Origin of the sequence: Hahella chejuensis KCTC 2396 (genome assembly GCF_000012985.1) — a bacterium.
In the GTDB taxonomy this organism is placed as follows: Bacteria; Pseudomonadota; Gammaproteobacteria; order Pseudomonadales; family Oleiphilaceae; genus Hahella; species Hahella chejuensis.
On the sequence record NC_007645.1, the window covers coordinates 5106447 to 5127161 of the forward strand.

The 20715-nt window shown below is 52.3% G+C and carries 17 protein-coding genes and 1 tRNA gene; 2 read left to right on the top strand and 16 right to left on the bottom strand.

From position 1 onward, the window contains the following. Positions 1-127: 127 nt before the first annotated feature. The 3 genes from HCH_RS22320 to uvrB are packed head-to-tail and all read right to left on the bottom strand — an operon-like array spanning position 128 to position 4430. A complete protein-coding gene (locus tag HCH_RS22320; RefSeq protein ID WP_011398724.1) occupies positions 128-886 on the bottom strand; it encodes a sulfite exporter TauE/SafE family protein in 759 nt (252 codons plus the stop codon). Beyond that, the gene (gene rmuC / locus HCH_RS22325) at positions 883-2406 is read right to left on the bottom strand and encodes a DNA recombination protein RmuC (RefSeq protein ID WP_011398725.1); all 1524 of its coding nucleotides are present in this window, start codon (positions 2404-2406) and stop codon (positions 883-885) included. Before rmuC ends, HCH_RS22320 begins: the two co-directional genes overlap by 4 nt. Positions 2407-2417: 11 nt before the next feature. After that, the gene (gene uvrB / locus HCH_RS22330; protein ID WP_011398726.1) at positions 2418-4430 is read right to left on the bottom strand and encodes an excinuclease ABC subunit UvrB; all 2013 of its coding nucleotides are present in this window, start codon (positions 4428-4430) and stop codon (positions 2418-2420) included. Positions 4431-4563: 133 nt separating this feature from the next. On the opposite strand from uvrB, the gene HCH_RS22335 reads away from it, so the two are divergent. Together HCH_RS22335 and HCH_RS22340 are read left to right on the top strand one after the other, a co-directional pair. Beyond that, entirely contained in the window at positions 4564-5748 is a 1185-nt protein-coding gene (locus HCH_RS22335) for a pyridoxal phosphate-dependent aminotransferase (protein WP_011398727.1), read from the top strand. Positions 5749-5892: 144 nt separating this feature from the next. Then, positions 5893-5968: transfer RNA gene (locus HCH_RS22340), tRNA-Asn, on the top strand. A gap of 118 nt (positions 5969-6086) precedes the next feature. Here HCH_RS22340 and pyrF read toward each other — a convergent pair. The 13 genes from pyrF to HCH_RS22405 all read right to left on the bottom strand — a co-directional run bounded on the left by pyrF (position 6087) and on the right by HCH_RS22405 (position 20675). Further along, positions 6087-6788, bottom strand: coding sequence for an orotidine-5'-phosphate decarboxylase (gene pyrF / locus HCH_RS22345; protein WP_011398729.1), 702 nt, complete (start codon positions 6786-6788; stop codon positions 6087-6089). A 58-nt stretch (positions 6789-6846) separates the two neighbouring features. Then, on the bottom strand, positions 6847-8007 hold the full coding sequence (gene lapB / locus HCH_RS22350) for a lipopolysaccharide assembly protein LapB (RefSeq protein ID WP_011398730.1): 1161 nt from the start codon (positions 8005-8007) through the stop codon (positions 6847-6849). Between the two features lie 6 nt (positions 8008-8013). After that, a complete protein-coding gene (locus HCH_RS22355) occupies positions 8014-8298 on the bottom strand; it encodes a lipopolysaccharide assembly protein LapA domain-containing protein (RefSeq protein ID WP_011398731.1) in 285 nt (94 codons plus the stop codon). 110 nt (positions 8299-8408) lie between these two features. Next, entirely contained in the window at positions 8409-8705 is a 297-nt protein-coding gene (locus HCH_RS22360; RefSeq protein WP_011398732.1) for an integration host factor subunit beta, read from the bottom strand. Positions 8706-8813: 108 nt separating this feature from the next. Beyond that, entirely contained in the window at positions 8814-10493 is a 1680-nt protein-coding gene (rpsA, locus tag HCH_RS22365) for a 30S ribosomal protein S1 (protein WP_011398733.1), read from the bottom strand. Positions 10494-10628: 135 nt separating this feature from the next. Then, positions 10629-11318, bottom strand: coding sequence for a (d)CMP kinase (gene cmk, locus HCH_RS22370; RefSeq protein WP_011398734.1), 690 nt, complete (start codon positions 11316-11318; stop codon positions 10629-10631). Further along, the gene (locus tag HCH_RS22375; RefSeq protein ID WP_011398735.1) at positions 11315-13531 is read right to left on the bottom strand and encodes a bifunctional prephenate dehydrogenase/3-phosphoshikimate 1-carboxyvinyltransferase; all 2217 of its coding nucleotides are present in this window, start codon (positions 13529-13531) and stop codon (positions 11315-11317) included. The genes cmk and HCH_RS22375 overlap by 4 nt, the downstream gene beginning before the upstream one ends. Positions 13532-13642: 111 nt before the next feature. Further along, the gene (gene pheA / locus HCH_RS22380; RefSeq protein WP_011398736.1) at positions 13643-14740 is read right to left on the bottom strand and encodes a prephenate dehydratase; all 1098 of its coding nucleotides are present in this window, start codon (positions 14738-14740) and stop codon (positions 13643-13645) included. Positions 14741-14743: 3 nt separating this feature from the next. Continuing rightward, positions 14744-15829, bottom strand: coding sequence for a 3-phosphoserine/phosphohydroxythreonine transaminase (serC, locus tag HCH_RS22385; protein ID WP_011398737.1), 1086 nt, complete (start codon positions 15827-15829; stop codon positions 14744-14746). Positions 15830-15890: 61 nt separating this feature from the next. Further along, a complete protein-coding gene (gene gyrA, locus HCH_RS22390) occupies positions 15891-18530 on the bottom strand; it encodes a DNA gyrase subunit A (protein WP_011398738.1) in 2640 nt (879 codons plus the stop codon). Between the two features lie 314 nt (positions 18531-18844). Next, on the bottom strand, positions 18845-19273 hold the full coding sequence (locus HCH_RS22395) for a CBS domain-containing protein (RefSeq protein WP_011398739.1): 429 nt from the start codon (positions 19271-19273) through the stop codon (positions 18845-18847). 163 nt (positions 19274-19436) lie between these two features. After that, entirely contained in the window at positions 19437-20291 is an 855-nt protein-coding gene (gene purU / locus HCH_RS22400; protein ID WP_011398740.1) for a formyltetrahydrofolate deformylase, read from the bottom strand. Positions 20292-20336: 45 nt separating this feature from the next. Continuing rightward, positions 20337-20675, bottom strand: a complete 339-nt coding sequence (locus tag HCH_RS22405) for a 4a-hydroxytetrahydrobiopterin dehydratase (RefSeq protein ID WP_011398741.1) — start codon at positions 20673-20675, stop codon at positions 20337-20339. Between the last annotated feature and the right edge of the window lie 40 nt (positions 20676-20715).

Sequence of the window (20715 nt, forward strand, 5' to 3'; positions counted from 1 at the left end):
CACTATGGGTTAGTCATCTCCCACCTGACGCGCATCGTTGGAGCCGCAGGCGGAGTTATCATTACTATCGCTATTACATCCTTTCTTACCTGAACCCTGGCTGAATTTGTCCTCAGGGCTCAGCTTTTCAGGCGGAGAATCCTCGCCACCATAGCCACAACAAACGCAGCGCCAACAACGTCAGCACCCATTTGAACAGTGATTTAAAACGCGCTTCGGGCAATTTACCGAGAATTTTTAAGCCAGCTTTAGTGCCTAGAAACCCGGCCAGCACCATTAAACCGAGCAAAGGAAGCCAAGGGGTGAAAACGAACCCCGCCATCCCGAACACCATAATTTTCAACAAATGTTGCGCCGTCATACAGCTGGAGAAGTTAGCGGTGTAGGTCCAGCGGTCAACGCCGCTACGTCCAAGCCAGGCCGACACGAGGGGACCGGTTGCGCCGACGATCATTGTGGCCAGCGTCGTCAATAAACCACCGCAGAACAGGCCTACTTTAGTTTTTCCCAATCCCAGTTCAGGAATGGGCCCCCAGCACAGCCAGATGATGAATAGCGCCACCATCGGAGGAATCCAGGAGGGATCGACGCGTCCCAGTAACCAAGCGGCGGCGAGCGCCGCAATAAAAGCGCCGCTTAAAAAGAATGCGATTGTACGCAGTTGAATGTGCTTACGGGTTAAGGCCGCCCGGCTGGCGTTGGAGCCCATTTGCACAATACCATGCAAAGGGATCAGGGCTAACGGCGGCACAATATCCGCCATCACTGCGATCAGAAAGGCGCCGCCGCCAACACCAAGCGCGGCGGTCAGCATCGACCCCAGGAAACTGCTCCCTAACAGCGTTGCGACTTCGAGCCAGGAAAGGCCCGCAAACCATTCCGTCATAAACCGGCGCCGTCACCGAGTGAGAGAGACACCGTTCGGGAGTCGCCCTCTTCTGACATTTGCGCCCGTTGCAGAGTTGACTCGCTCAGTTGTTTACCAGCGCGCGCGCCCAACTGCTTCAGCTTCTCCACTCGGGTAATCAAATTACCTCGCCCCGTGGCCAAACGCCCCATCGCGGTATCATAGGCGCCTTGCGTCTGCTGCAAGCGCTGGCCGACCTCCTCCAGATCCTGCACAAAATTAACGAACTTGTCGTACAGATAGCCGGCCTGCCGGGCGATTTCCTGCGCATTTTGAGACTGATGCTCATAGCGCCAGATATTGTGAATGGTGCGCAAAGTAGCGAGTAACGTCGAAGGAGAAACGATCACCACATTCAGTTGAAACGCTTCGTTAAACAGGCTTTGGTCTCCCTGCACCGCAGCCGCAAAGGCCCCCTCAATAGGAATAAACAACAGTACAAAGTCCAGTGAATTCAGCCCTAACGCGTCTTGATATCGTTTCCCGCTCAGCCCCTTTATATGCTGTCGCACCGACAACACATGCTGCTTCAGGTAATCAATCCGCGCGCTGTCGTCGCTGGCGTTATGATACTGCTCGTAGGCCACAAGACTGACTTTCGAGTCAACAACGACATTTTTGTTTTCTGGAAGGCGAATAATCACATCTGGTTGTATACGGCGCCCAGCTTCATTTCTTTGCGCGCTCTGCACCTCGTACTCGCGCCCCTTCACCAACCCCGAACGTTCCAGAATGCGCTCCAGTATGACTTCGCCCCAGGTTCCAGCGGCCTTGTTGTCGCCTTTCAGCGCATTGGTCAGCTTGATAGCGTCGTCACTGATACGCTCGTTCAGCGTCTGGAGCTTCTTAATTTCCGCAGACAACGAGAAACGCTGCTGCGCTTCCTTGTCGTAGACGTCCTCAACTTTCTTGCGAAAGTCATTCAGCTGCGTATTTAAGGGGTCGAGAATAGTCTTCAGATTATTCTGACTAAATTCGGACAGTTTCTGTGTACTACTTTCGAAGATGCGATTGGCGAGCAGTTGAAACTCTTGCGTCAGCGCCTCACGCGAGGCTTCCAACAACTTCAGTTTCTCCTGGTGATGCAACTGTTCTTTTGCTGCGGCGGTTTTCAAAGACGCCAGCTCGCTCTGAGCAGCGCTGAGCGCCTGCGTTAACTCAGACAAGTTTGCGTCTTTGTCTTTGGCCGCCGCCTCCACTTGGACATAGCGCTCATGGATTGACTCCATTCGCGCCCTCACGGCAGCGTTACTTTGCTGCAGCACGCCCACTTCCCGCTGCATAGACTCACATCGCTGCGTTTTCTCAGCGCACGCTTCCTGAAGGCGCGCCACTTCCTCCTCACGAGCCAGCAGCTTTTCGATTATCTGGGCGTTGCGCAGCTCAAGGTCTCTACGCTGGCGACGCTGCCTCATCATTCCTATTAGCGCCAGAAGCGCGACGGCAAGCCCTATCCCCCCCGCCGCCAGGTAGGGCCAATATAGTTGTAATAACGCCATTACTTCTTCTTTTATTGCAGGCCTTTTTCTTTCAGTTCTTTTAATTGATCTCGCAACTGCGCCGCTTTTTCAAATTCCAGATTGCGGGCGGCTTCGTACATAGCGGTTTCCAGCTTCTGCAGCATCTTCGCGTATTCTTGCGGGGTTCTCGCTTCAGCTTCCACATTATAGGAAGAGGCCGTTTCCGCCACCCTGCGCTGCGAGGCGCCTTTCTTGGAGCCCGGCACTCGCGCACCTTCCATAATGTCGGCGACTTTTTTGTCCAGGCCGCGCGGAATGACGCCGTGTTCTTCGTTATAGCTGATCTGTTTATTACGCCGCCGCTCGGTTTCATCCATCGCTCGCTGCATGGAGCCGGTGATTTTATCCGCATACAGGATCGCTTTGCCGCGTACGTTCCGCGCCGCCCGGCCGATAGTCTGGATCAGTGAACGATCCGAACGCAGGAAACCTTCTTTGTCCGCGTCCAAAATGGCGACCAGGGAAACTTCCGGCATGTCCAAACCTTCACGCAGCAGGTTGATGCCCACCAGTACGTCAAACTCGCCCAGACGCAAATCTCGAATGATTTCAACCCGCTCTACGGTCTCCACATCAGAGTGCAGGTAACGCACACGAACGCCTTTGTCCAACAGGAAGTCCGTCAGATCTTCCGCCATTCTCTTGGTCAAAGTGGTCACCAGCACCCGCTCGTTACGCTCCACCCGATCATGGATCTGCCCTAACAGATCATCAACCTGAGTAGACGCCGGCAGCACCTCAATGTCCGGATCAACCAGACCTGTGGGACGCACCACCTGCTCCACTACTTGTCCTTGATGGTCCGCCTCGTAGTTTCCGGGCGTCGCCGACACAAAAATCATCTGTGGCGCCAGACGCTCCCACTCGTCAAAGCGTAAAGGACGATTATCCAACGCGGACGGCAATCGGAACCCGTAAGACACCAATGTTTCCTTACGGGAACGGTCCCCGCGATACATGGCGCCGATCTGTGGAATCGTTACGTGAGACTCGTCAATAAACAGCAGCGCATCAGAAGGCAGGTAGTCAAATAAAGTAGGCGGTGGTTCTCCCGCCTGACGACCAGAGAGATACCGAGAGTAATTCTCGATGCCGTTGCAATAGCCCAGCTCGTACATCATCTCCAGATCATATCTGGTGCGCTCTTCCAACCGCTGAGCCTCCAGCAATTTGCTGGAGCCGCGAAACTGCTGCAAACGCTCCTGCAGCTCCGTCTTTATCTGTTCCGTCGCATCCAGTATGACCTGACGCGGCGTGGCGTAGTGAGTTTTCGGATAGATCGTCGCCCGCGGTACGCGCCGGTAAACCTCACCGGTTAAAGGATCAAACCAGGACAGCGATTCGATTTCGTCGTCAAACAGCTCGATGCGCAGCGCATCTGACTCAGATTCCGCAGGAAATACATCAATAACGTCGCCTCTCACCCGGTAGTTAGCACGGTGTAACTCCAAGTCATTACGGGTGTATTGCAATTCAGCCAAACGGCGCAGCAGAGAACGCTGATCAACCTTGTCGCCCCGATCCAGATGCAACATCATCTTTTTGTAGGACTGCGGATCGCCCAAACCATAGATCGCAGAGACAGTGGCGACGATCACCACATCTTTACGCTCCATCAGCGCTTTGGTCGCCGACAGACGCATTTGCTCAATGTGGTCGTTAATGGAGGAATCTTTTTCGATATAGGTGTCGGAAGACGGTACATAGGCTTCCGGCTGATAGTAATCGTAGTAGGAAACAAAGTATTCCACTGCGTTATCAGGGAAAAACTCTTTGAACTCTCCGTACAGCTGCGCCGCCAGGGTTTTGTTGTGAGCCATCACCATAGCGGGGCGCTGCATTTCCGCAATCACGTTGGCCATGGTGAACGTTTTCCCTGAACCGGTAACCCCCAGCAATGTCTGATGCAGCAGGCCGTCGCGCAGTCCATCCACTAACCCGGCGATGGCGCCAGGCTGATCGCCCGCCGGTTGATAATTCGCTTTAAGCTGAAACTTTTGCATTACTCACTTACGTATGAATCGACGACATTGTAGAATTATACCGTTTGGCCATTGATTGGGCGCGCCGTTCGCCTTCATTCAAGCCATTGGCCAACTTACCAAGCTTAACCACCAAAATCGAGGAATTACTCCGTTGGAAATCGATCTCTCACGCCGTGTTCAAGCAATCAAACCCTCTCCCACTCTGGCTGTCACCAACCGCGCGGCGGAACTTAAAGCCGCCGGGAAAGATATTATTGGTTTAGGCGCCGGAGAACCTGATTTTGACACCCCCCAGCATATCAAGGACGCAGCTATCGCCGCGATTAACGCAGGCCAGACCAAATATACCGCAGTCGATGGAACCCCTGCACTAAAGAACGCGATTATCAGCAAATTCCAACGCGATAATAATCTGAATTACGAAGCCAACCAGATTCTGGTCTCCAGCGGGGGCAAGCAAAGCTTTTTCAATCTGGCGTTGGCGCTGCTGAACGAAGGCGATGAGGTTATTATCCCTGCGCCTTATTGGGTGTCCTATCCTGATATGGTGATCGTCGCTGACGGCAAACCCGTCATCATTGAAACCAGCGAAGCGACGCGCTTTAAAATCACCGCAGAGCAACTAGACGCCGCTATCACCAGCAAAACCAAGCTGGTTGTATTGAACAGCCCGTCTAACCCAACCGGTATGGCGTACAGTAAAGATGAGCTGGCTGCGCTGGGCGAGGTGCTGCGCAAGCATCCCTCTGTGATGGTGGCGACTGACGACATGTACGAGCATACGCTGTGGACTGGCGAGGACTTCGTCAATATCTTGAGTGTTTGCCCAGACCTTTATGATCGCACTTTTGTTCTGAATGGCGTTTCCAAAGCTTATTCCATGACTGGCTGGCGCATCGGTTACGCGGCAGGGCCCGCCAAGGCGATTGCGGCCATGAAAAAAGTGCAGTCGCAAAGCACGTCTAATCCCTGCTCCGTCTCCCAAGCCGCTGCAGTCGCCGCGCTGAACGGCCCACAGGAATGCATTGGAGAAATGGTAAAAGAGTTCAAGAAACGCCATGATTTTGTCGTTAAAGCGTTTAACGACATGCCCGGCGTAACCTGCCTGCCCGTAGATGGAACCTTTTACGCATTCCCAGGGTTCCAAGGCGTGATCGACCGCATGGAAAACATCTACAACGACCTGGACCTGGCGGAATACCTGCTGACGGAAGCGGGCGTCGCCCTGGTTCCCGGCTCAGCTTTTGGCGCGCCCGGGCATTTGCGCATCTCCTTCGCCACCAGCATGCAGAATCTGGAACAAGCCATGGAGCGCATCGCGAAAGCGATCAAATAAACGCTTAAGGCAGTCTTCAAAAGCGTTAAAAAGCCCGCGGTTCAGCGGGCTTTTTATTTGCTGAAAACACTAAAGAAAAACCACTTCCGAAGTGTTGACCTTTAAATTAAAGGTCATTATTATACGCGCCACTAACGGTTTCATTCCCTGATAGCTCAGTTGGTAGAGCAAATGACTGTTAATCATTGGGTCGCTGGTTCGAGTCCAGCTCGGGGAGCCAAATTTAAAAAGGCTGGTTTTACCAGCCTTTTTTATTGCCTGAATTAAGCCCTCTTTTTATACACACCATCGGTCGACGAGAAGAATACCTCCTCGCCCACCAACAAACAACCTCACAATCAGACCGACTCAACCTCTTTGACGATTTGCTGCAATGCATCGAGAGGATTTAACGCCCGGGTAATAGGCCTTCCCACGACCAAATATGAGCTCCCATCAGTAATCGCCTGAGCTGGAGTAACAATTCGCGTCTGATCATCCGCCGCTGCCGCCGCAGGCCTGATGCCAGGCGTCACCAAACAAAACTCCTCACCGTGCGCACGGCGCAACAATGGAGCCTCCTGCGCAGAACAAACTACGCCATCCATTCCACTACTTTGCGCCAAGACCGCAAGCCTGCCAACCATCTCTTGGGCTGAGCAGGGAAACCCTATCTCGACGATCTCCTCATCACTCAAGCTGGTTAGCATCGTAACAGCAATCAGCAACGGCGCATGCGACTCTTGCTCCAACACCTCACGACACGCCTCCATCATTCTTCTACCACCGGACGCATGCACATTCACCATCCATACCCCCAAACCAGCCGCCGCTTTCACCGCCTGCGCCGTCGTATTGGGAATATCATGAAACTTAAGGTCTAAAAATACCTCAAAACCGCGCGCCTGCAACTGCTCAACTATAGCGGGCCCAAATGTTGTAAACAGCTCTTTGCCAACCTTAAGCCGACATAAACCTGGATCAAGTTTGGCGACAAACTCATCAAGCTGCTTTCTATCAGAAAAGTCCAAAGCCACTACGACTCTTGGCCCACCAACCATCGTCTCACCTTTCACTCATATCACCTATTACCATTATCCAGCCAGTAGCCATACAGACTTACACCCAAGGCAACGGCTTCACCACACCCCACTTTTTGCAACTGGGGCACTGCCAGTGCAAATGACGCCCCGAAAAGCCGCAACTTTCACATAAATAAGAGTGATTCTTTTCAAGAAGCGCCTCCAGCACTCCTTTCACAATCATAATCCAACGTTTGGGCTCAGGGTCCGCATAAGGCCCCAACAACACCAGCAACGCCTTCACTCCACCAAGCGTGGGATGAGCATTCAATTGCTGCAAAAGAAATTCTATCGCTTCCTCGGTATTCTCATTTTCATTAAGCGCGCCAGACAACGCGATCATTACTTTTGCTGACGGCTGCAGTTCCCACATTCTTTGGAGTATTTTCAGCAGTCGCTCCCGCTCGTTGAGCTTTTCGCATATCTCTCTCACCAACCCAACCACTTCCGAGAGAAACACCGGATTCTGCTGCTCAATACGCTTCAGTTCCGCCAACGCCTCAGGATACTGCTCCGTAGCGACACACACCTGAGCCACCTGAATACTCGCCCGAGCACAAAACTTGTCATACGTTAGCGCTTCTCGAAGATGACGCGTCGCATCCGAATATTCCTTGCGTCGCATGCTGCGCTCAGCCATCTCACAACAGTATTGAGCCAGCCGTATTTGCACCTCTCGATCACGCTTCACGTCCAGCGTCAAGGCGCGCTCACGGGCAACCCCCCACTCCTTTTCGTGCTCGTATATCTCGAGAAGGCACTCAGTACTGAGCTTACGCCACTGCCGGGACGCCGTCAGCTCAATAAAGAGAGCTTCCGCCCTGTCGTACAGGCCGACAAACATATAGTCCTGCGCCAACTCATAGGTGAGCTGCTCACCGTGTTTGATTCTCGCATCTGGATGCGAAAGAAGATTCTGATGGATCGCCGTCGCTTTTTCGATTTCGCCTTTGCGACGAAAGAAGTTGGCGATTGAAAGATGAAGCTGGACCGTGTGCTGATTTATTTCCAGCTCCTGAACAAAAGAGTCCAGAGTCGGCGCATCATACGCTTCAAAAAGATACTGCAAGGACTTTGGATATTCGCCGCCCCGCTTGATGGCTCTGGCAGTCTGGCCAACTCGCCCCTGAATGAAACAAATCAGCCAACCGATGCCTATTGCGACGGCAATTAACAACAATTGGCCAAGATATTCCATAAGCCCTTATGATTTGCTGGCGACAACCTGCGTAGATGACTTTACGGAGCGATCACGCCCTTTTTTACCGAATATTTTCAACTTTAGAACGGTCAAGCTGGTTACAGCCATTCCCATTAGAAACCCAACAGCAAACGCCAATCCAATCAGAATTGAAACATTCACTGGCCCCGTATGGTAGAACAAGAGGTCTAACTCTAGCTTGGAATTGTTAAGCAATACAAACACTACACCAACAACCACCATCAGGAAGATAAGGCATAGCAAAAAGATTTTTTTAAGCTTGGACATTAGCGCACCCGAACCGGTCTAATTGGGTGCACTATCTTACCATACCTGGATTTGATGTCAGGCATAGAAAAACGTGCACTTACAATTAATTAGCGGTTTGACGCCGGCTATCAATATCCGGCTTTGAGACTTGCGTTAACCTCATCTCTCAATTCCTTACCAGGCTTGAAGTGCGGCACATACTTCGCAGGAAGATGAACAGTCTCACCTGTTTTGGGATTTCGCCCTACCCGTGGAGCGCGATAGTGGAGACTGAAACTGCCGAATCCCCGTATTTCTATACGCTGCCCCTGGGACAGAGATTGTGACATGTACTCTATGATCGTTTTAACCGCGAGCTCAACGTCTTTTATCGAAAGTTGTGGTTGTTTTTGCGCAATAATCTCGACTAACTCTGATTTGGTCATAGAAGCTTCCTTATCGTAGCTTTCGTCAGAAGTTTAGTTAAAGATTTAAAAAAACACAAAAAAAACGGGCATATAGCCCGTTTTTTTAGAGAATATATCTAAGAGATATTACTGCTGTTGCTGCAACTGCTCTTTGATCAGATCACCGATAGTGGTCGGACCTTGAGCTTCAGTTTGCTTCTCTTTGACGTCGCGAATCGCCTGCTTCTCTTCATCAATGTCTTTAGACTTGATGGAGAGGTTGATCACGCGGTTCTTACGGTCAACGCTGATGATTTTCGCTTCTACTTCGTCGCCTTCTTTCAGCACGTTGCGAGCATCTTCAACTTTGTCACGGCTGATTTCAGACGCCTTCAAAGTCGCTTCAACGTCGTCGTTTAGAGCAATCACAGCAGCTTTAGCGTCAACAGACTTAACCGTACCGGTAACGATAGAGCCTTTCTCGTTCAATTGAGTGAACTCAGCGAACGGATCGCTCTCCAACTGCTTGATACCCAGAGAAATGCGCTCACGCTCAGGATCGATAGACAGGATTACTGTTTCCAGATCGTCGCCTTTCTTGTACTTGCGAACAGCTTCTTCGCCTGGCTCGTTCCAAGAGATGTCGGACAGGTGAACCAGACCGTCAATGCCGCCTTCCAGTCCAAGGAAGATACCGAAGTCAGTAATAGACTTGATCTTACCGGAGATACGGTCACCCTTGTTGAACTTACCAGAGAATTCTTCCCAAGGATTAGCGTGGCACTGCTTGATACCCAGGGAAATACGACGACGCTCTTCGTCGATATCCAGAACCATCACTTCCAGCTCGTCACCCAGTTGAACAACTTTAGATGGGTGAATGTTCTTGTTGGTCCAATCCATTTCTGAAACGTGGACCAGACCTTCAACACCTTCTTCCAGCTCAGCGAAGCAGCCGTAATCAGTCAGATTGGTGACGCGCGCAGTAACGCGTGTGTTCTCTGGATAACGCTCTTTAATAGCAACCCATGGGTCTTCACCCAGTTGCTTCAGACCCAGAGATACGCGGTTACGCTCGCGATCGAACTTCAATACCTTAACGGTAATTTCGTCACCAACGTTAACGATTTCGCTAGGATGCTTGATACGCTTCCAAGCCATGTCAGTAATGTGCAACAGACCGTCAACACCACCCAGATCCACGAACGCGCCGTAGTCAGTCAGGTTCTTAACGATACCCTTGACTTCCATACCTTCCTGCAAAGTCTGCAGCAGAGCGTCACGCTCAGCGCTATTTTCAGCTTCCAGAACAGCACGACGTGAAACAACTACGTTGTTACGCTTCTGATCCAGCTTGATAACTTTGAATTCGAGATCCTTTCCTTCCAGATGCGCCGTGTCGCGAATCGGACGCACATCTACTAAGGAGCCAGGAAGGAATGCGCGGATGCCGCCCAGTTCAACAGTGAAACCACCTTTGACCTTGCCGTTGATAACGCCGTTAACAACTTCGTTTGCTTCGAAAGCTTTTTCAAGATCTTTCCAGGCTTCCGCGCGCTTCGCTTTTTCGCGAGACAGGCGGGTTTCGCCAAAGCCGTCTTCAACTGCGTCGAGAGCAACCTCAACTTCGTCGCCGACTTGCAGATTCAGTTCCCCTTTCTCGTTCAGGAACTGTGCTACAGGGATTACACCCTCGGACTTAAGGCCTGCGTTTACAGTAACCCAGTCTTCATCGATATCAACCACTACGCCCTTAACGATAGAGCCGGGTTTCATATCAATTTGTTTTAAACTTTCTTCAAAAAGCTCAGCAAAGCTCTCGCTCATTGTGTTTCCTGTTGAACATTTTCATCCGCGCGGCCAGCAAGCACGGTCTGTTCGATTAAAATCTTAATTCGGGCATTACTGGCATACTCCCGAAAAAAGATCACCGGTTAATTAATTTACCGCAGTGACGGACACTCAGGATTGACGGGAAGACCAGATCTGGAGTACTTTCTCCAACACCTCATCCACCGAAAAGTCAGAAGTATCAAGGACTACGGCGTCATCCGCAGGTCGCAGAGGAGCGTTTGACCGATTCATGTCACGCTCATCGCGTTCCTTTATCTCATTTAAAAGGTGCGAAATTTTAACACTCTCGCCTTGCTGCTTCAACTGATCATATCTTCGCCGCGCCCTCACTTCGGCGCTTGCGGTCATAAATATCTTACATGGGGCGTCAGGAAATACGACCGTCCCCATATCGCGCCCATCGGCCACCAACCCCGGAGCGGACTGAAAATCCCGCTGCCGCTGCAACAAGGCGGCTCGCACCAAAGGATACGCGGCAACCCGCGAAGCCATAGCGCCACAGGTTTCCGTCCTGATTTCCAGAGTCACGTCGTCGCCCATTAAAATAACGGACACCGGCTGACCGGGAGTTCTCGCTTCAAAGCGCACATCCAAGGTTTCAGCGACCTTCGCTACAGCGTTTTCATCCGCCAAATCAACGCCCTGTCGCTCAGCGCTCAAGGCGGTCAGGCGATACAGTGCGCCGGAGTCCAAAATATTCCATCCCAACGCCTGCGCAGTAAGCTGCGCAATGGTCCCCTTACCTGAACCTGAGGGACCATCAAGGGTGATGACAGGAATGCCGGAGCTCACCTTCATGCCGTCTCCTCAGCCCGAAGATTAAAACCAACCTCATTCGCCAAAGCAGTGAACCCCGGGAATGATGTAGCGACGTTGGCGCAATCTTTAATAACAATAGCGCCGGTCGCTCTCAAAGAGGCCACGGCAAACGCCATTGCAATACGGTGATCGCCATGACTATCCACTGTGCCGCCGCCAATTTCAGCGCTGCGCAACACAATACCATCTTCTTTCACTTCACTGCTGACGCCTAACGCAGCCAAGCCATCAGCCATGGTTTGAATACGGTCGCTCTCTTTGACGCGCAGCTCTTCCGCGCCACTCAGAACAGTTTCTCCCTCAGCGCACACCGCTGCGATAAACAGGACCGGAAACTCATCAATGGCCAAAGGCACCTGCTCCTCTGGAATACGAATTCCTTTCAAGGGAGCATAGCGCACACGAATATCCGCTACCGGCTCGCCGCCCACTTCTTTGTGGTTAGATAGCTCAATGTCGGCGCCCATCATTTTAAGAATACTAATTACTCCAACCCGAGTCGGGTTGACGCCCACATGACGCAAGGTCAGGTCTGACCCAGGAGTAATGCTCGCAGCAACCAGGAAAAAAGCCGCGGAAGAGATATCAGAAGGGACGTCAATTTTGGTGGCGCTCAGCTTATGTCCGCCCTTAATCGTCACCTTGGAGCCATTTACATCTACAGGATAACCAAAACCACGCAGCATTCGTTCGCTATGATCACGAGTTGGCGCAGGCTCTGTCACCGAGGTTTCCCCCTCCGCATAAAGACCTGCGAGGACCAGACTGGACTTTACCTGGGCGCTGGCGACAGGCATATCATAATGAATACCATGAAGTCTGGAGCCGCCCTTAATTTTGACCGGAGGGCGCCCACCTTCAGAAGTGGAAATCTCCGCCCCCATTTCCCGCAACGGCTTTGCAACACGCTCCATAGGGCGTTTGGACAAGGATTCATCACCAGTGAGTTCGACATCGAACGACTGCCCGCTCAACAAACCTGCAAGCAAACGCATGGAGGTTCCAGAGTTCCCCAAATACAATGGCCCTGGCGGCTGCTTCAGACCATGCATACCCACGCCATTTATTGTTACCGAGCCACGGTCAGGCCCCTCAATGACGACCCCCATATCCCGGAACGCCTGCAGGGTGGCCAGAGCATCTTCCCCTTCAAGAAAACCTTCAATTTCCGTAACGCCTTCCGCCAGCGAACCCAACATGATGGAGCGGTGGGACATCGATTTATCTCCGGGCACGCGAATATCGCCGCATACCGGACCGCCTTTCCCGGCAACATAGGTCACATTGTTAGCCATATCAGTCTTGTAAGCCTTTCCTTCAAGCATTTTTGTGAAATGTTCGCGGGCCGCCCGGGCCCGGGTGAACACACCAAGTAAAGTTTGTCCGTCCCCATCAGCAATAGCGTTGCGCAGCTTTTTTAAATCCGCATCGAACGCATTCAGCACTTTCAGCACCGCGTCCCGGTTGGTCAGGTACACATCCCGCCACATCACCGGATCGCTGGCGGCAATACGGGTGAAGTCCCGAAAACCGCCCGCTGCATAGCGAAATATTTCTTTATTATCGTCCGCCCCCGCCAGCGTATCGACCAGCGAAAAGGCGATCAAGTGAGGCAGATGACTGGTTGCAGCCAACACCTCATCATGATGAGCCACCGACATGAAAAGCACTTCAGCCCCCATGCCACGCCACAGAGCCGCCACCACCCCCAGCGCCTGGGAGTCCGTCACCGGAAGCGGCGTCAATATGGTTTTGTGATTCTCAAACAGAGCACTATTGGCGGCCTGAACGCCACTCTTCTCAGAGCCGGCGATAGGATGCCCCAACACAGCATTTGCCGGCATTTCACCAAATACAGAGACAAAGGCTTTTTCTATTTCGCCTTTAACACTCCCTACATCGGTAAGGATGTGATCGCTCCGCAAAGCGGGCTTCATTTCCTCCAACACTGGCGCAACCGCTCCCACCGGCACAGCCAACACGATAACATCCGCCCGTGAAGCGAGAGTGACAAGATCCGGGGCAGACTCATCAACCACCCCCATACGCACGGCTAACGCAGCCTCAGTATCGCGCCGGTCATAACCAATTACCTTCTCCGCCAAACCGCGTTCTTTCACAGCTTTGGCGAGCGAACCGCCGATCAGACCCAGCCCGACAACGGCCAAACATTTAACTTGGGATTGCAACATTATTAATCAGGCGCGTTTGACGGCCATGTCCGTAAAAAATATAAATTGAAACGCCCTTAAAGAGCCAAGACATCACAAAAGCCAAACTTCTGAGACCAGCAGATGGCGCGCTTAAAGCACGCCTTTGGGATAGGACCCCAGACATCGCACGTCGAGAGCATCCCGGGACAACTCCTGAATCGCCGCACCGACCTCTGGCAGGTCTTTATGGCCGATAAAGTCCACAAAGAAGTGATAACGACGCGCGCCACTCAGGGCCGGGCGCGAATCAATTCTTGTCAGGCTCAGATTTTGACGATGAAACACACCCAGCATCTTGTACAGAGCGCCCGGCTCGTCGCGAATGGTAACCATTAGAGATGTTTTGTCATCCCCACTTGGAGGAGCCGAATTTTTACCAATAATCAAATACCTGGCGATCTGATCTGGATGATCTTCGATATTTTTCGCCAGAACTTTCATACCATACAGCCTGGCGCAGTGCTCACCAGCCACCGCCGCCGCATCCTGGCGTTCAGACGCCCTTTTTACAGCGTCCGCATGACTCGGAACCGCAATGCGCTCCACTCCCGGCCATCTTTCGTCCAGCCATTGCCGACACAAAGAAAATGACTGCGCCAAAGAATAAACAACCTTGATATCAGCGGCGTCCACTTGCTCTGGCGCAATTAAGAAGTGGTGAGTACGCACTTCCACTTCGCCACATATTAGCAAAGGCGAATTAACAAACACATCAAGCGTGTGACTTATTACCCCTTCATTAGAGGTTTCCACCGGGACCACGCCGTAGTGAGCAGACCCCGCCTCAACCTCTCGGAAGACCTCATCAATAGCGTAATGAGGCAAGCAAACGCCGGAGTGCCCAAAATGCTTGAGCGCGGCGGCATGCGTAAAGGCGCCTTCCGGTCCCAGAAACGCAATATGTAAGGGCGCCTCTAAAGCAAGACACGCCGACATAACTTCCCGGAACAGCCTGGCCACTTCTTCATCACTTAAAGGCCCTGGGTTCTCGTGCATGATTTTCCGCAAAACCTGAGCTTCCCGCTCCGGGCGATAAAAGACGACATCCTGCCCTGAATTGCCGCGCATTTTTACTTCCGCGACACTTTGCGCGCACTTGGCTCGTTCGCAAATCAACGCCAGCAACTGACGATCAATCTGGTCTATTCGTTCACGCAGCCTGGCGAGTTCGGTCTGCTCAGTGGTCATGAATCAGGCATTCCTCCCAGCAAAATCTTGCATAAACCCAATCAGCGCATCCACCGCCTCTTCAGGCAATGCGTTATACAAACTGGCGCGCATTCCTCCAACCGAACGATGCCCCTGCAGATTAAGCAGACCCGCCCCTTCCGCCTCTTGCAGAAACTTCTGATCCAGGCGGTCATCTTTCAGTGTAAAGGGCACATTCATCCAGGAACGACAAGACAGATCTATCGGGTTCGCATAAAACTCGCTGTCGTCTATGTATGAATAAAGTTTGTCAGCTTTGCGGCAGTTAATCGCCTCCATAGCCTGCACACCGCCTTTTCCTTTCAGCCACTTAAATACCAGGCCAGCCAAGTACCAAGAAAAAGTAGGCGGAGTATTGACCATGGAGTCGTTTTCACTGGCCACTTTATAGTTCAGCATAGTGGGCAGACTGTCGGAAGCATATCCCAGCAAGTCTTCCCGCACGATAACCAGCGTCAGGCCAGCGGGACCAATATTCTTTTGGGCGCCGGCGTATATCACCCCGAAGCGACTGATATCCACGGGACGGGACAATATGGTGGAGGACATATCCGCCACCAAAGGCTTATCGCCTACGTCAGGAATATCGAGAAACTCAACGCCGCCAATTGTTTCATTGGGCGTATAGTGCACATAACCTGCGCTCTCGCTCAAACGCCACTCGCTACGAGCAGGAATGCAGGCATAGCCATTATCTTTGGCGGAAGCAGCGACATTTACCTTAAGGTAGCGCCCCGCCTCCGCAATGGCTTTCTTCGACCAGATACCCGTATCGATATAATCCGCTTCGGCGCCGAGCTTCAGCAAATTAAGCGGCACAGAAGCGAACTGAGTGGCGGCCCCACCCTGCACAAAGAGAACTTTGTAATTGTCGGGCACAGACATCAGCTCACGAAAGTCACGCTCAGCTTCAACCGCCACAGCAACAAAATCGTCACTGCGATGACTCATCTCCATAATTGACAGACCTTTACCCCGCCAATCGAGCAGTTCCGCCTGAGCCTGCAACAACACTTCCGTAGGCAGCGCGGAAGGGCCCGCGCAAAAATTAAACTTTCTATCAGCCATACAGGCCGCTCTCCGGTATTTGGTCAACCAAACTTCTTAGACAAGCCAACCGAAGCGAAAGTTATTCTTCCGCCTCGGAGCCTTCCTCACCTGCGTCGCCAGAGTCCAGATCGTCTCCGTCAACGGCTTCGACTCCTTCACCTTCCTCGCCCTGGAAGTCGCTCTCGTCTTCCTCGGGCTCCGCGATCCGCTCTACACCGACTAAATCTTCCGATTCGGACAGACGGATCAATCGTACGCCCTGAGTATTTCTTCCGACGATAGAAACCTCGTCCGAGCGCGTCCGCACCAGCGTTCCCTGGTTACTGATCAACATTAGCTGATCACCGCTGATTACCTGCACAGCGCTCACCAGGTCGCCATTTCGTTCAGAGCATTGGATAGCGATAACGCCCTGACCTCCACGCCCGTACACAGGGAATTCAGATACTGCGGTCCGCTTACCGTAGCCCTTGCGACTCGCCGTGAGGATATAGGCGTCTTCTTGCGGAATGATAAGGGAAACGACAGTTTGTCCTTGCGCCAAACGAATCCCTCTAACGCCGCGAGCGGTACGCCCCATTGGTCGCACATCATCTTCATTAAAGCGAATGGCTTTGCCGCTGCTGCTGAACAGCATGACGTCTTTCTTGCCGTCGGTAATGGCTGCGCCGATCAGCATGTCGCCTTCATCCAGCGCCAAAGCGATCAAGCCGCTGCTGCGAGGGCGTGAGAAGTTCTCCAAAGGCGTTTTCTTAACCGTCCCCTGACGCGTCGCCATGAACACATAGTGATCTGCCGTGTACTCACGCACCGGCAACATAGTAGTGATGCGCTCATTTTCCGCCAGCGGCAGGATGTTGACGATCGGACGTCCACGCGAAATACGGCTGGCCTGAGGAATTTCATAGGTCTTAAGCCAATACAGTTTGCCGTGGGAAGTAAAACACAAAATCGTGTCATGAGAATTGGCGATCAGTAGCTTTTCAACAAAATCCTCATCGCGAATCGCCGTTGCGGCCTTGCCTTTGCCTCCGCGTTTCTGCGCCTGGTAGGCTTCCAGCGGCTGGGTCTTGGCGTAGCCTTTGTGAGACAACGTAACCACCATGTCTTCTTCAGCGATCAGGTCAGCAATCGTGAGGTCTCGCTTGGAGGCGGTAATTTCCGTAACGCGAACATCGCCAAATTCTTCGCGGACAGCTTCCAGTTCTTCACGGATGACAGCCATCAGACGCTCTGGATTTTGCAAAATTTCCAGCAATTCAGCAATTTGCTCGATGATGCTGCGGTACTCGTCGTTAATCTTCTCGATTTCCAGCCCGGTCAGCTTTTGCAGACGCAAGTCCAGAATGGATTGCGCTTGCACTTCAGACAGGTAATACAGACCCTCACGCAGACCAAACTCAGGAGCCAGATCATCAGGGCGACAGGCGTCTTCGCCTGCGCGCTCCAGCATGCCTGTCACCGCTCCCGGAGCCCAGCCCTGCGCCATCAAACGCTCTTTGGCTTCCGCGCCAGTGGAGGATGCCTTAATTACGGCGATAACAGGATCGATATTCGCCAAAGCCACCGCCTGCCCCTCCAGGATGTGGCCACGTTCACGGGCTTTACGCAGCTCGTATATGGTCCGGCGAGTCACCACTTCACGGCGATGACGCACAAAACATTCGATGCAATCTTTCAGATTCAGCAGTTTGGGCTCGCCATTGATCAAGGCGACCATGTTGATGCCGAATACGGTTTCCAGCGGCGTAAGAGCGAACAGGTTATTCATGAGCACGTCCGCGTTTTCACCGCGACGCAACTCAATCACCACCCTCATGCCTTCCTTGCTGGACTCATCACGCAGTTCGGTGATGCCTTCAACCTTTTTCTCTTTGACCAGCTCAGCGATTTTTTCGACCAGCTTGGCCTTGTTAACCTGGTAAGGAATTTCAGTAATTACAATCGTTTCCTTACTGGTTTTCTTGTCCTGTTCAATTTCGTAACGAGCGCGAATATAAATTCGACCGCGACCAGTGCGGTAGGCTTCCAAAATCCCAGCACGACCATTAATAATCGCTGCGGTGGGGAAGTCAGGACCCGGGATAAACTCCATCAACTCATCAATGGTTATATCGCTGTTATCCAGGTAAGCAAGACATCCATTGACCACTTCGGTCAGGTTATGAGGAGGAATGTTCGTCGCCATCCCTACCGCGATGCCTGAGGACCCATTTACAAGTAGATTGGGAACCTTGGTCGGAAGTACGACGGGAATCTGCTCTGAGCCATCGTAGTTAGGGGCGAAGTCGACCGTCTCTTTATCGAGATCGGCCAGCATTTCATGGGCGATCTTCTCCATGCGGATTTCCGTATAACGCATCGCTGCTGCGCTATCGCCGTCTATGGAGCCGAAGTTGCCCTGCCCGTCCACCAAGGTGTATCGCAGGGAGAATGGCTGCGCCATGCGTACGATGGTGTCGTATACGGCGGAGTCGCCATGAGGGTGATATTTACCGATGACGTCACCAACCACACGGGCGGATTTCTTGTACGACTTGTTCCAATCATTACCCAGCTCGTTCATCGCAAACAAAACGCGGCGGTGCACCGGCTTGAGACCGTCTCGCGCATCCGGCAAAGCACGGCCGACGATAACGCTCATCGCGTAGTCGAGGTAGGATTGTTTTAGTTCATCTTCAATATTGACGGGAAGTATTTCTTTGGCGAGTTCAGCCATAATATAGCAATAACCTATTCTAGAAAGGATAGTTCGGTTCTTGTTCTACCCACAGTCTGTCCAAACCCTGGTTCGCTCGTTTTGCAGTCGTTGAACCCGGCGGGGAGTCAGTTCAAGCGGCATATAATCGCACACTCTTTACTCGACCAAGGGCTGCGCCACAAGCGGTCAAGTCTAGCATAGAAGGCGGCGGCAACGAAGTTAATTAGGGTGAGAATAAGATATTTTTTAGGCGTTAAAGGCATTCTCCCGGGGACGAGAGAAGCAGGTTGGCGACGCGCATCAGCAGGCGCGCGCCAATCGTTTATAGCGAATCAGGCAGACTGATGAAACCGCTGAGGGGCGACGAAGTCTGAAACAGCGCGCAGTACGTCCTTACGACTGATCTGCCCCACCAATTTTCCCTCTTCAACCACAGGAAACCGACGCCGGCGATTATTAATGAAGCGCTCACTCACCGCCAGAATATCTTCCTCCGGCCCGACAACATCCACATCCACGGTCATATATTCAGCGACAGTGCCGCCCAAAGATTCATAGTCATAGTAACTGCCGCTCAGAATACTTTTCAGGCAGTCCACTTCCGACAGCATCCCCACAAGGTTTCCCCTGCCATCTACCACAGGAGCGCCGGAGATACTGTTTTTAAGGAGTTTATGAATCGCTTCAAACAACTCTGTTTCAGGGGAAAACACAACCAAGTTGGTTGTCATATAATCACGCACTTTCACGGATCGCAGCATGGGACTCTCCTAAGGCAGGCATTTGCTGATGGTTATTGTTAACCGCCCTGTCAGCGTACTCCTTTCATTACACTGATACCTTAAAGATACGCCCATATGCCGGAAACGCCAACCAATGAGCCCGGAGCGAGCGCCCCGGGTTTGATGTCAGTCCAACATGACCTTATTCAAATACGATGGTCTTGTTCTCATGAACAATCACCCGGTCTTCCAAGTGATAGCGCAAGCCCCGGGCAAGCACTTGTTTCTCTACGTCTTTCCCCAGCCGCACCATGTCTTCGATGGTGTCGCTGTGATTCACCCTGATCACATCCTGCTCAATAATTGGGCCTTCATCCAGATCCTGAGTGACGTAATGGCAGGTGGCGCCGATCAGCTTGACGCCACGCTTGTACGCCTGATGATAGGGGCGGGCGCCAGCGAAAGACGGCAGGAAGCTGTGATGGATATTGATAATGCGTCCCGTATATCTGTCGCACAGCTCCGGCGGCAGAATCTGCATGTAACGCGCAAGAACGATCACTTCCGCATCCAGAGCATCCACCAGTCGCTCAACCTCAGCAAATGCGACGGACTTGTCATCAGGGTCCACCGGCACGTGATAGTAGGGAATGTCATGCCACTCCACCATGCGGCGCAGGTCATCATGATTGGAGATAACTCCGACGATCTCCCCATCCATCTCCTTTGCGTGCCAACGGTGCAACAAGTCCGCCAGACAGTGAGACTCCTTACTCGCCATCAGAACAATTCGCTTGGGTTGCTGCGAATCCGCCACATGCCAGCACATCTGAAACTCACGGGCAATCGGTTCGAACGCAATACGAAATGAGTTCAGATCAAAAGGGAGCGAACTCGCCTTTATCTCATTCCGCATATAGAACCAACCGTTGGTCGGGTCCGAATGATGGCTCGCTTCGGTTAGCCACCCATTATAAGTAGCCAGAAACGTGGTTACCTTCGCAACAATACCCACCCGATCAGGGCAGGCGATTACCAGTCGATATGTTCTTTCCATTATTTTCCTACCAGCTGTGAGACGCCAGCGGGATGCGACAGACCTCTATGCGTTAAAGACTGCTTCGCACCGCTTAGCCATCGCAAAGTCCAACTCATGCAGACCTTTAATAGTATGACTCCACCAGGTAACCCTGACCTTGCCCCACTCGGTCACCAGTTCAGGGTGGTGGTTAATTTCTTCGGCAATAGCGCCAACCTTGTTGGTGAACTCTAACGCCAAAGCGAAGTTTTTGAATTTGTAGTCACGGCTGATCATTTGCACGCCGTTACGCTCTTCCAAACGCCACTCAGGCACCTGACTCAAGTACTTCTCAAGTTTCGCCGGATCTACTTTTTCAGCGTCAGGTCTACAGGCCTCGCAACTTGGAATTGTATCGCTCATGCTTTTTCTCCTTGTTTTGAATTAAGCGTTTGCCGGGGCG

What these genes read in the sequence shown, in the direction of transcription:
- HCH_RS22320 (WP_011398724.1), bottom strand. Translation starts at nt 886, where the DNA reads ATGACGGAATGGTTTGCGGGCCTTTCCTGGCTCGAAGTCGCAACGCTG.
- rmuC (WP_011398725.1), bottom strand. Translation starts at nt 2,406, where the DNA reads ATGGCGTTATTACAACTATATTGGCCCTACCTGGCGGCGGGGGGGATA.
- uvrB (WP_011398726.1), bottom strand. Translation starts at nt 4,430, where the DNA reads ATGCAAAAGTTTCAGCTTAAAGCGAATTATCAACCGGCGGGCGATCAG.
- pyrF (WP_011398729.1), bottom strand. Translation starts at nt 6,788, where the DNA reads ATGGTTGGTGGGCCAAGAGTCGTAGTGGCTTTGGACTTTTCTGATAGA.
- lapB (WP_011398730.1), bottom strand. Translation starts at nt 8,007, where the DNA reads ATGGAATATCTTGGCCAATTGTTGTTAATTGCCGTCGCAATAGGCATC.
- HCH_RS22355 (WP_011398731.1), bottom strand. Translation starts at nt 8,298, where the DNA reads ATGTCCAAGCTTAAAAAAATCTTTTTGCTATGCCTTATCTTCCTGATG.
- HCH_RS22360 (WP_011398732.1), bottom strand. Translation starts at nt 8,705, where the DNA reads ATGACCAAATCAGAGTTAGTCGAGATTATTGCGCAAAAACAACCACAA.
- rpsA (WP_011398733.1), bottom strand. Translation starts at nt 10,493, where the DNA reads ATGAGCGAGAGCTTTGCTGAGCTTTTTGAAGAAAGTTTAAAACAAATT.
- cmk (WP_011398734.1), bottom strand. Translation starts at nt 11,318, where the DNA reads ATGAAGGTGAGCTCCGGCATTCCTGTCATCACCCTTGATGGTCCCTCA.
- HCH_RS22375 (WP_011398735.1), bottom strand. Translation starts at nt 13,531, where the DNA reads ATGTTGCAATCCCAAGTTAAATGTTTGGCCGTTGTCGGGCTGGGTCTG.
- pheA (WP_011398736.1), bottom strand. Translation starts at nt 14,740, where the DNA reads ATGACCACTGAGCAGACCGAACTCGCCAGGCTGCGTGAACGAATAGAC.
- serC (WP_011398737.1), bottom strand. Translation starts at nt 15,829, where the DNA reads ATGGCTGATAGAAAGTTTAATTTTTGCGCGGGCCCTTCCGCGCTGCCT.
- gyrA (WP_011398738.1), bottom strand. Translation starts at nt 18,530, where the DNA reads ATGGCTGAACTCGCCAAAGAAATACTTCCCGTCAATATTGAAGATGAA.
- HCH_RS22395 (WP_011398739.1), bottom strand. Translation starts at nt 19,273, where the DNA reads ATGCTGCGATCCGTGAAAGTGCGTGATTATATGACAACCAACTTGGTT.
- purU (WP_011398740.1), bottom strand. Translation starts at nt 20,291, where the DNA reads ATGGAAAGAACATATCGACTGGTAATCGCCTGCCCTGATCGGGTGGGT.
- HCH_RS22405 (WP_011398741.1), bottom strand. Translation starts at nt 20,675, where the DNA reads ATGAGCGATACAATTCCAAGTTGCGAGGCCTGTAGACCTGACGCTGAA.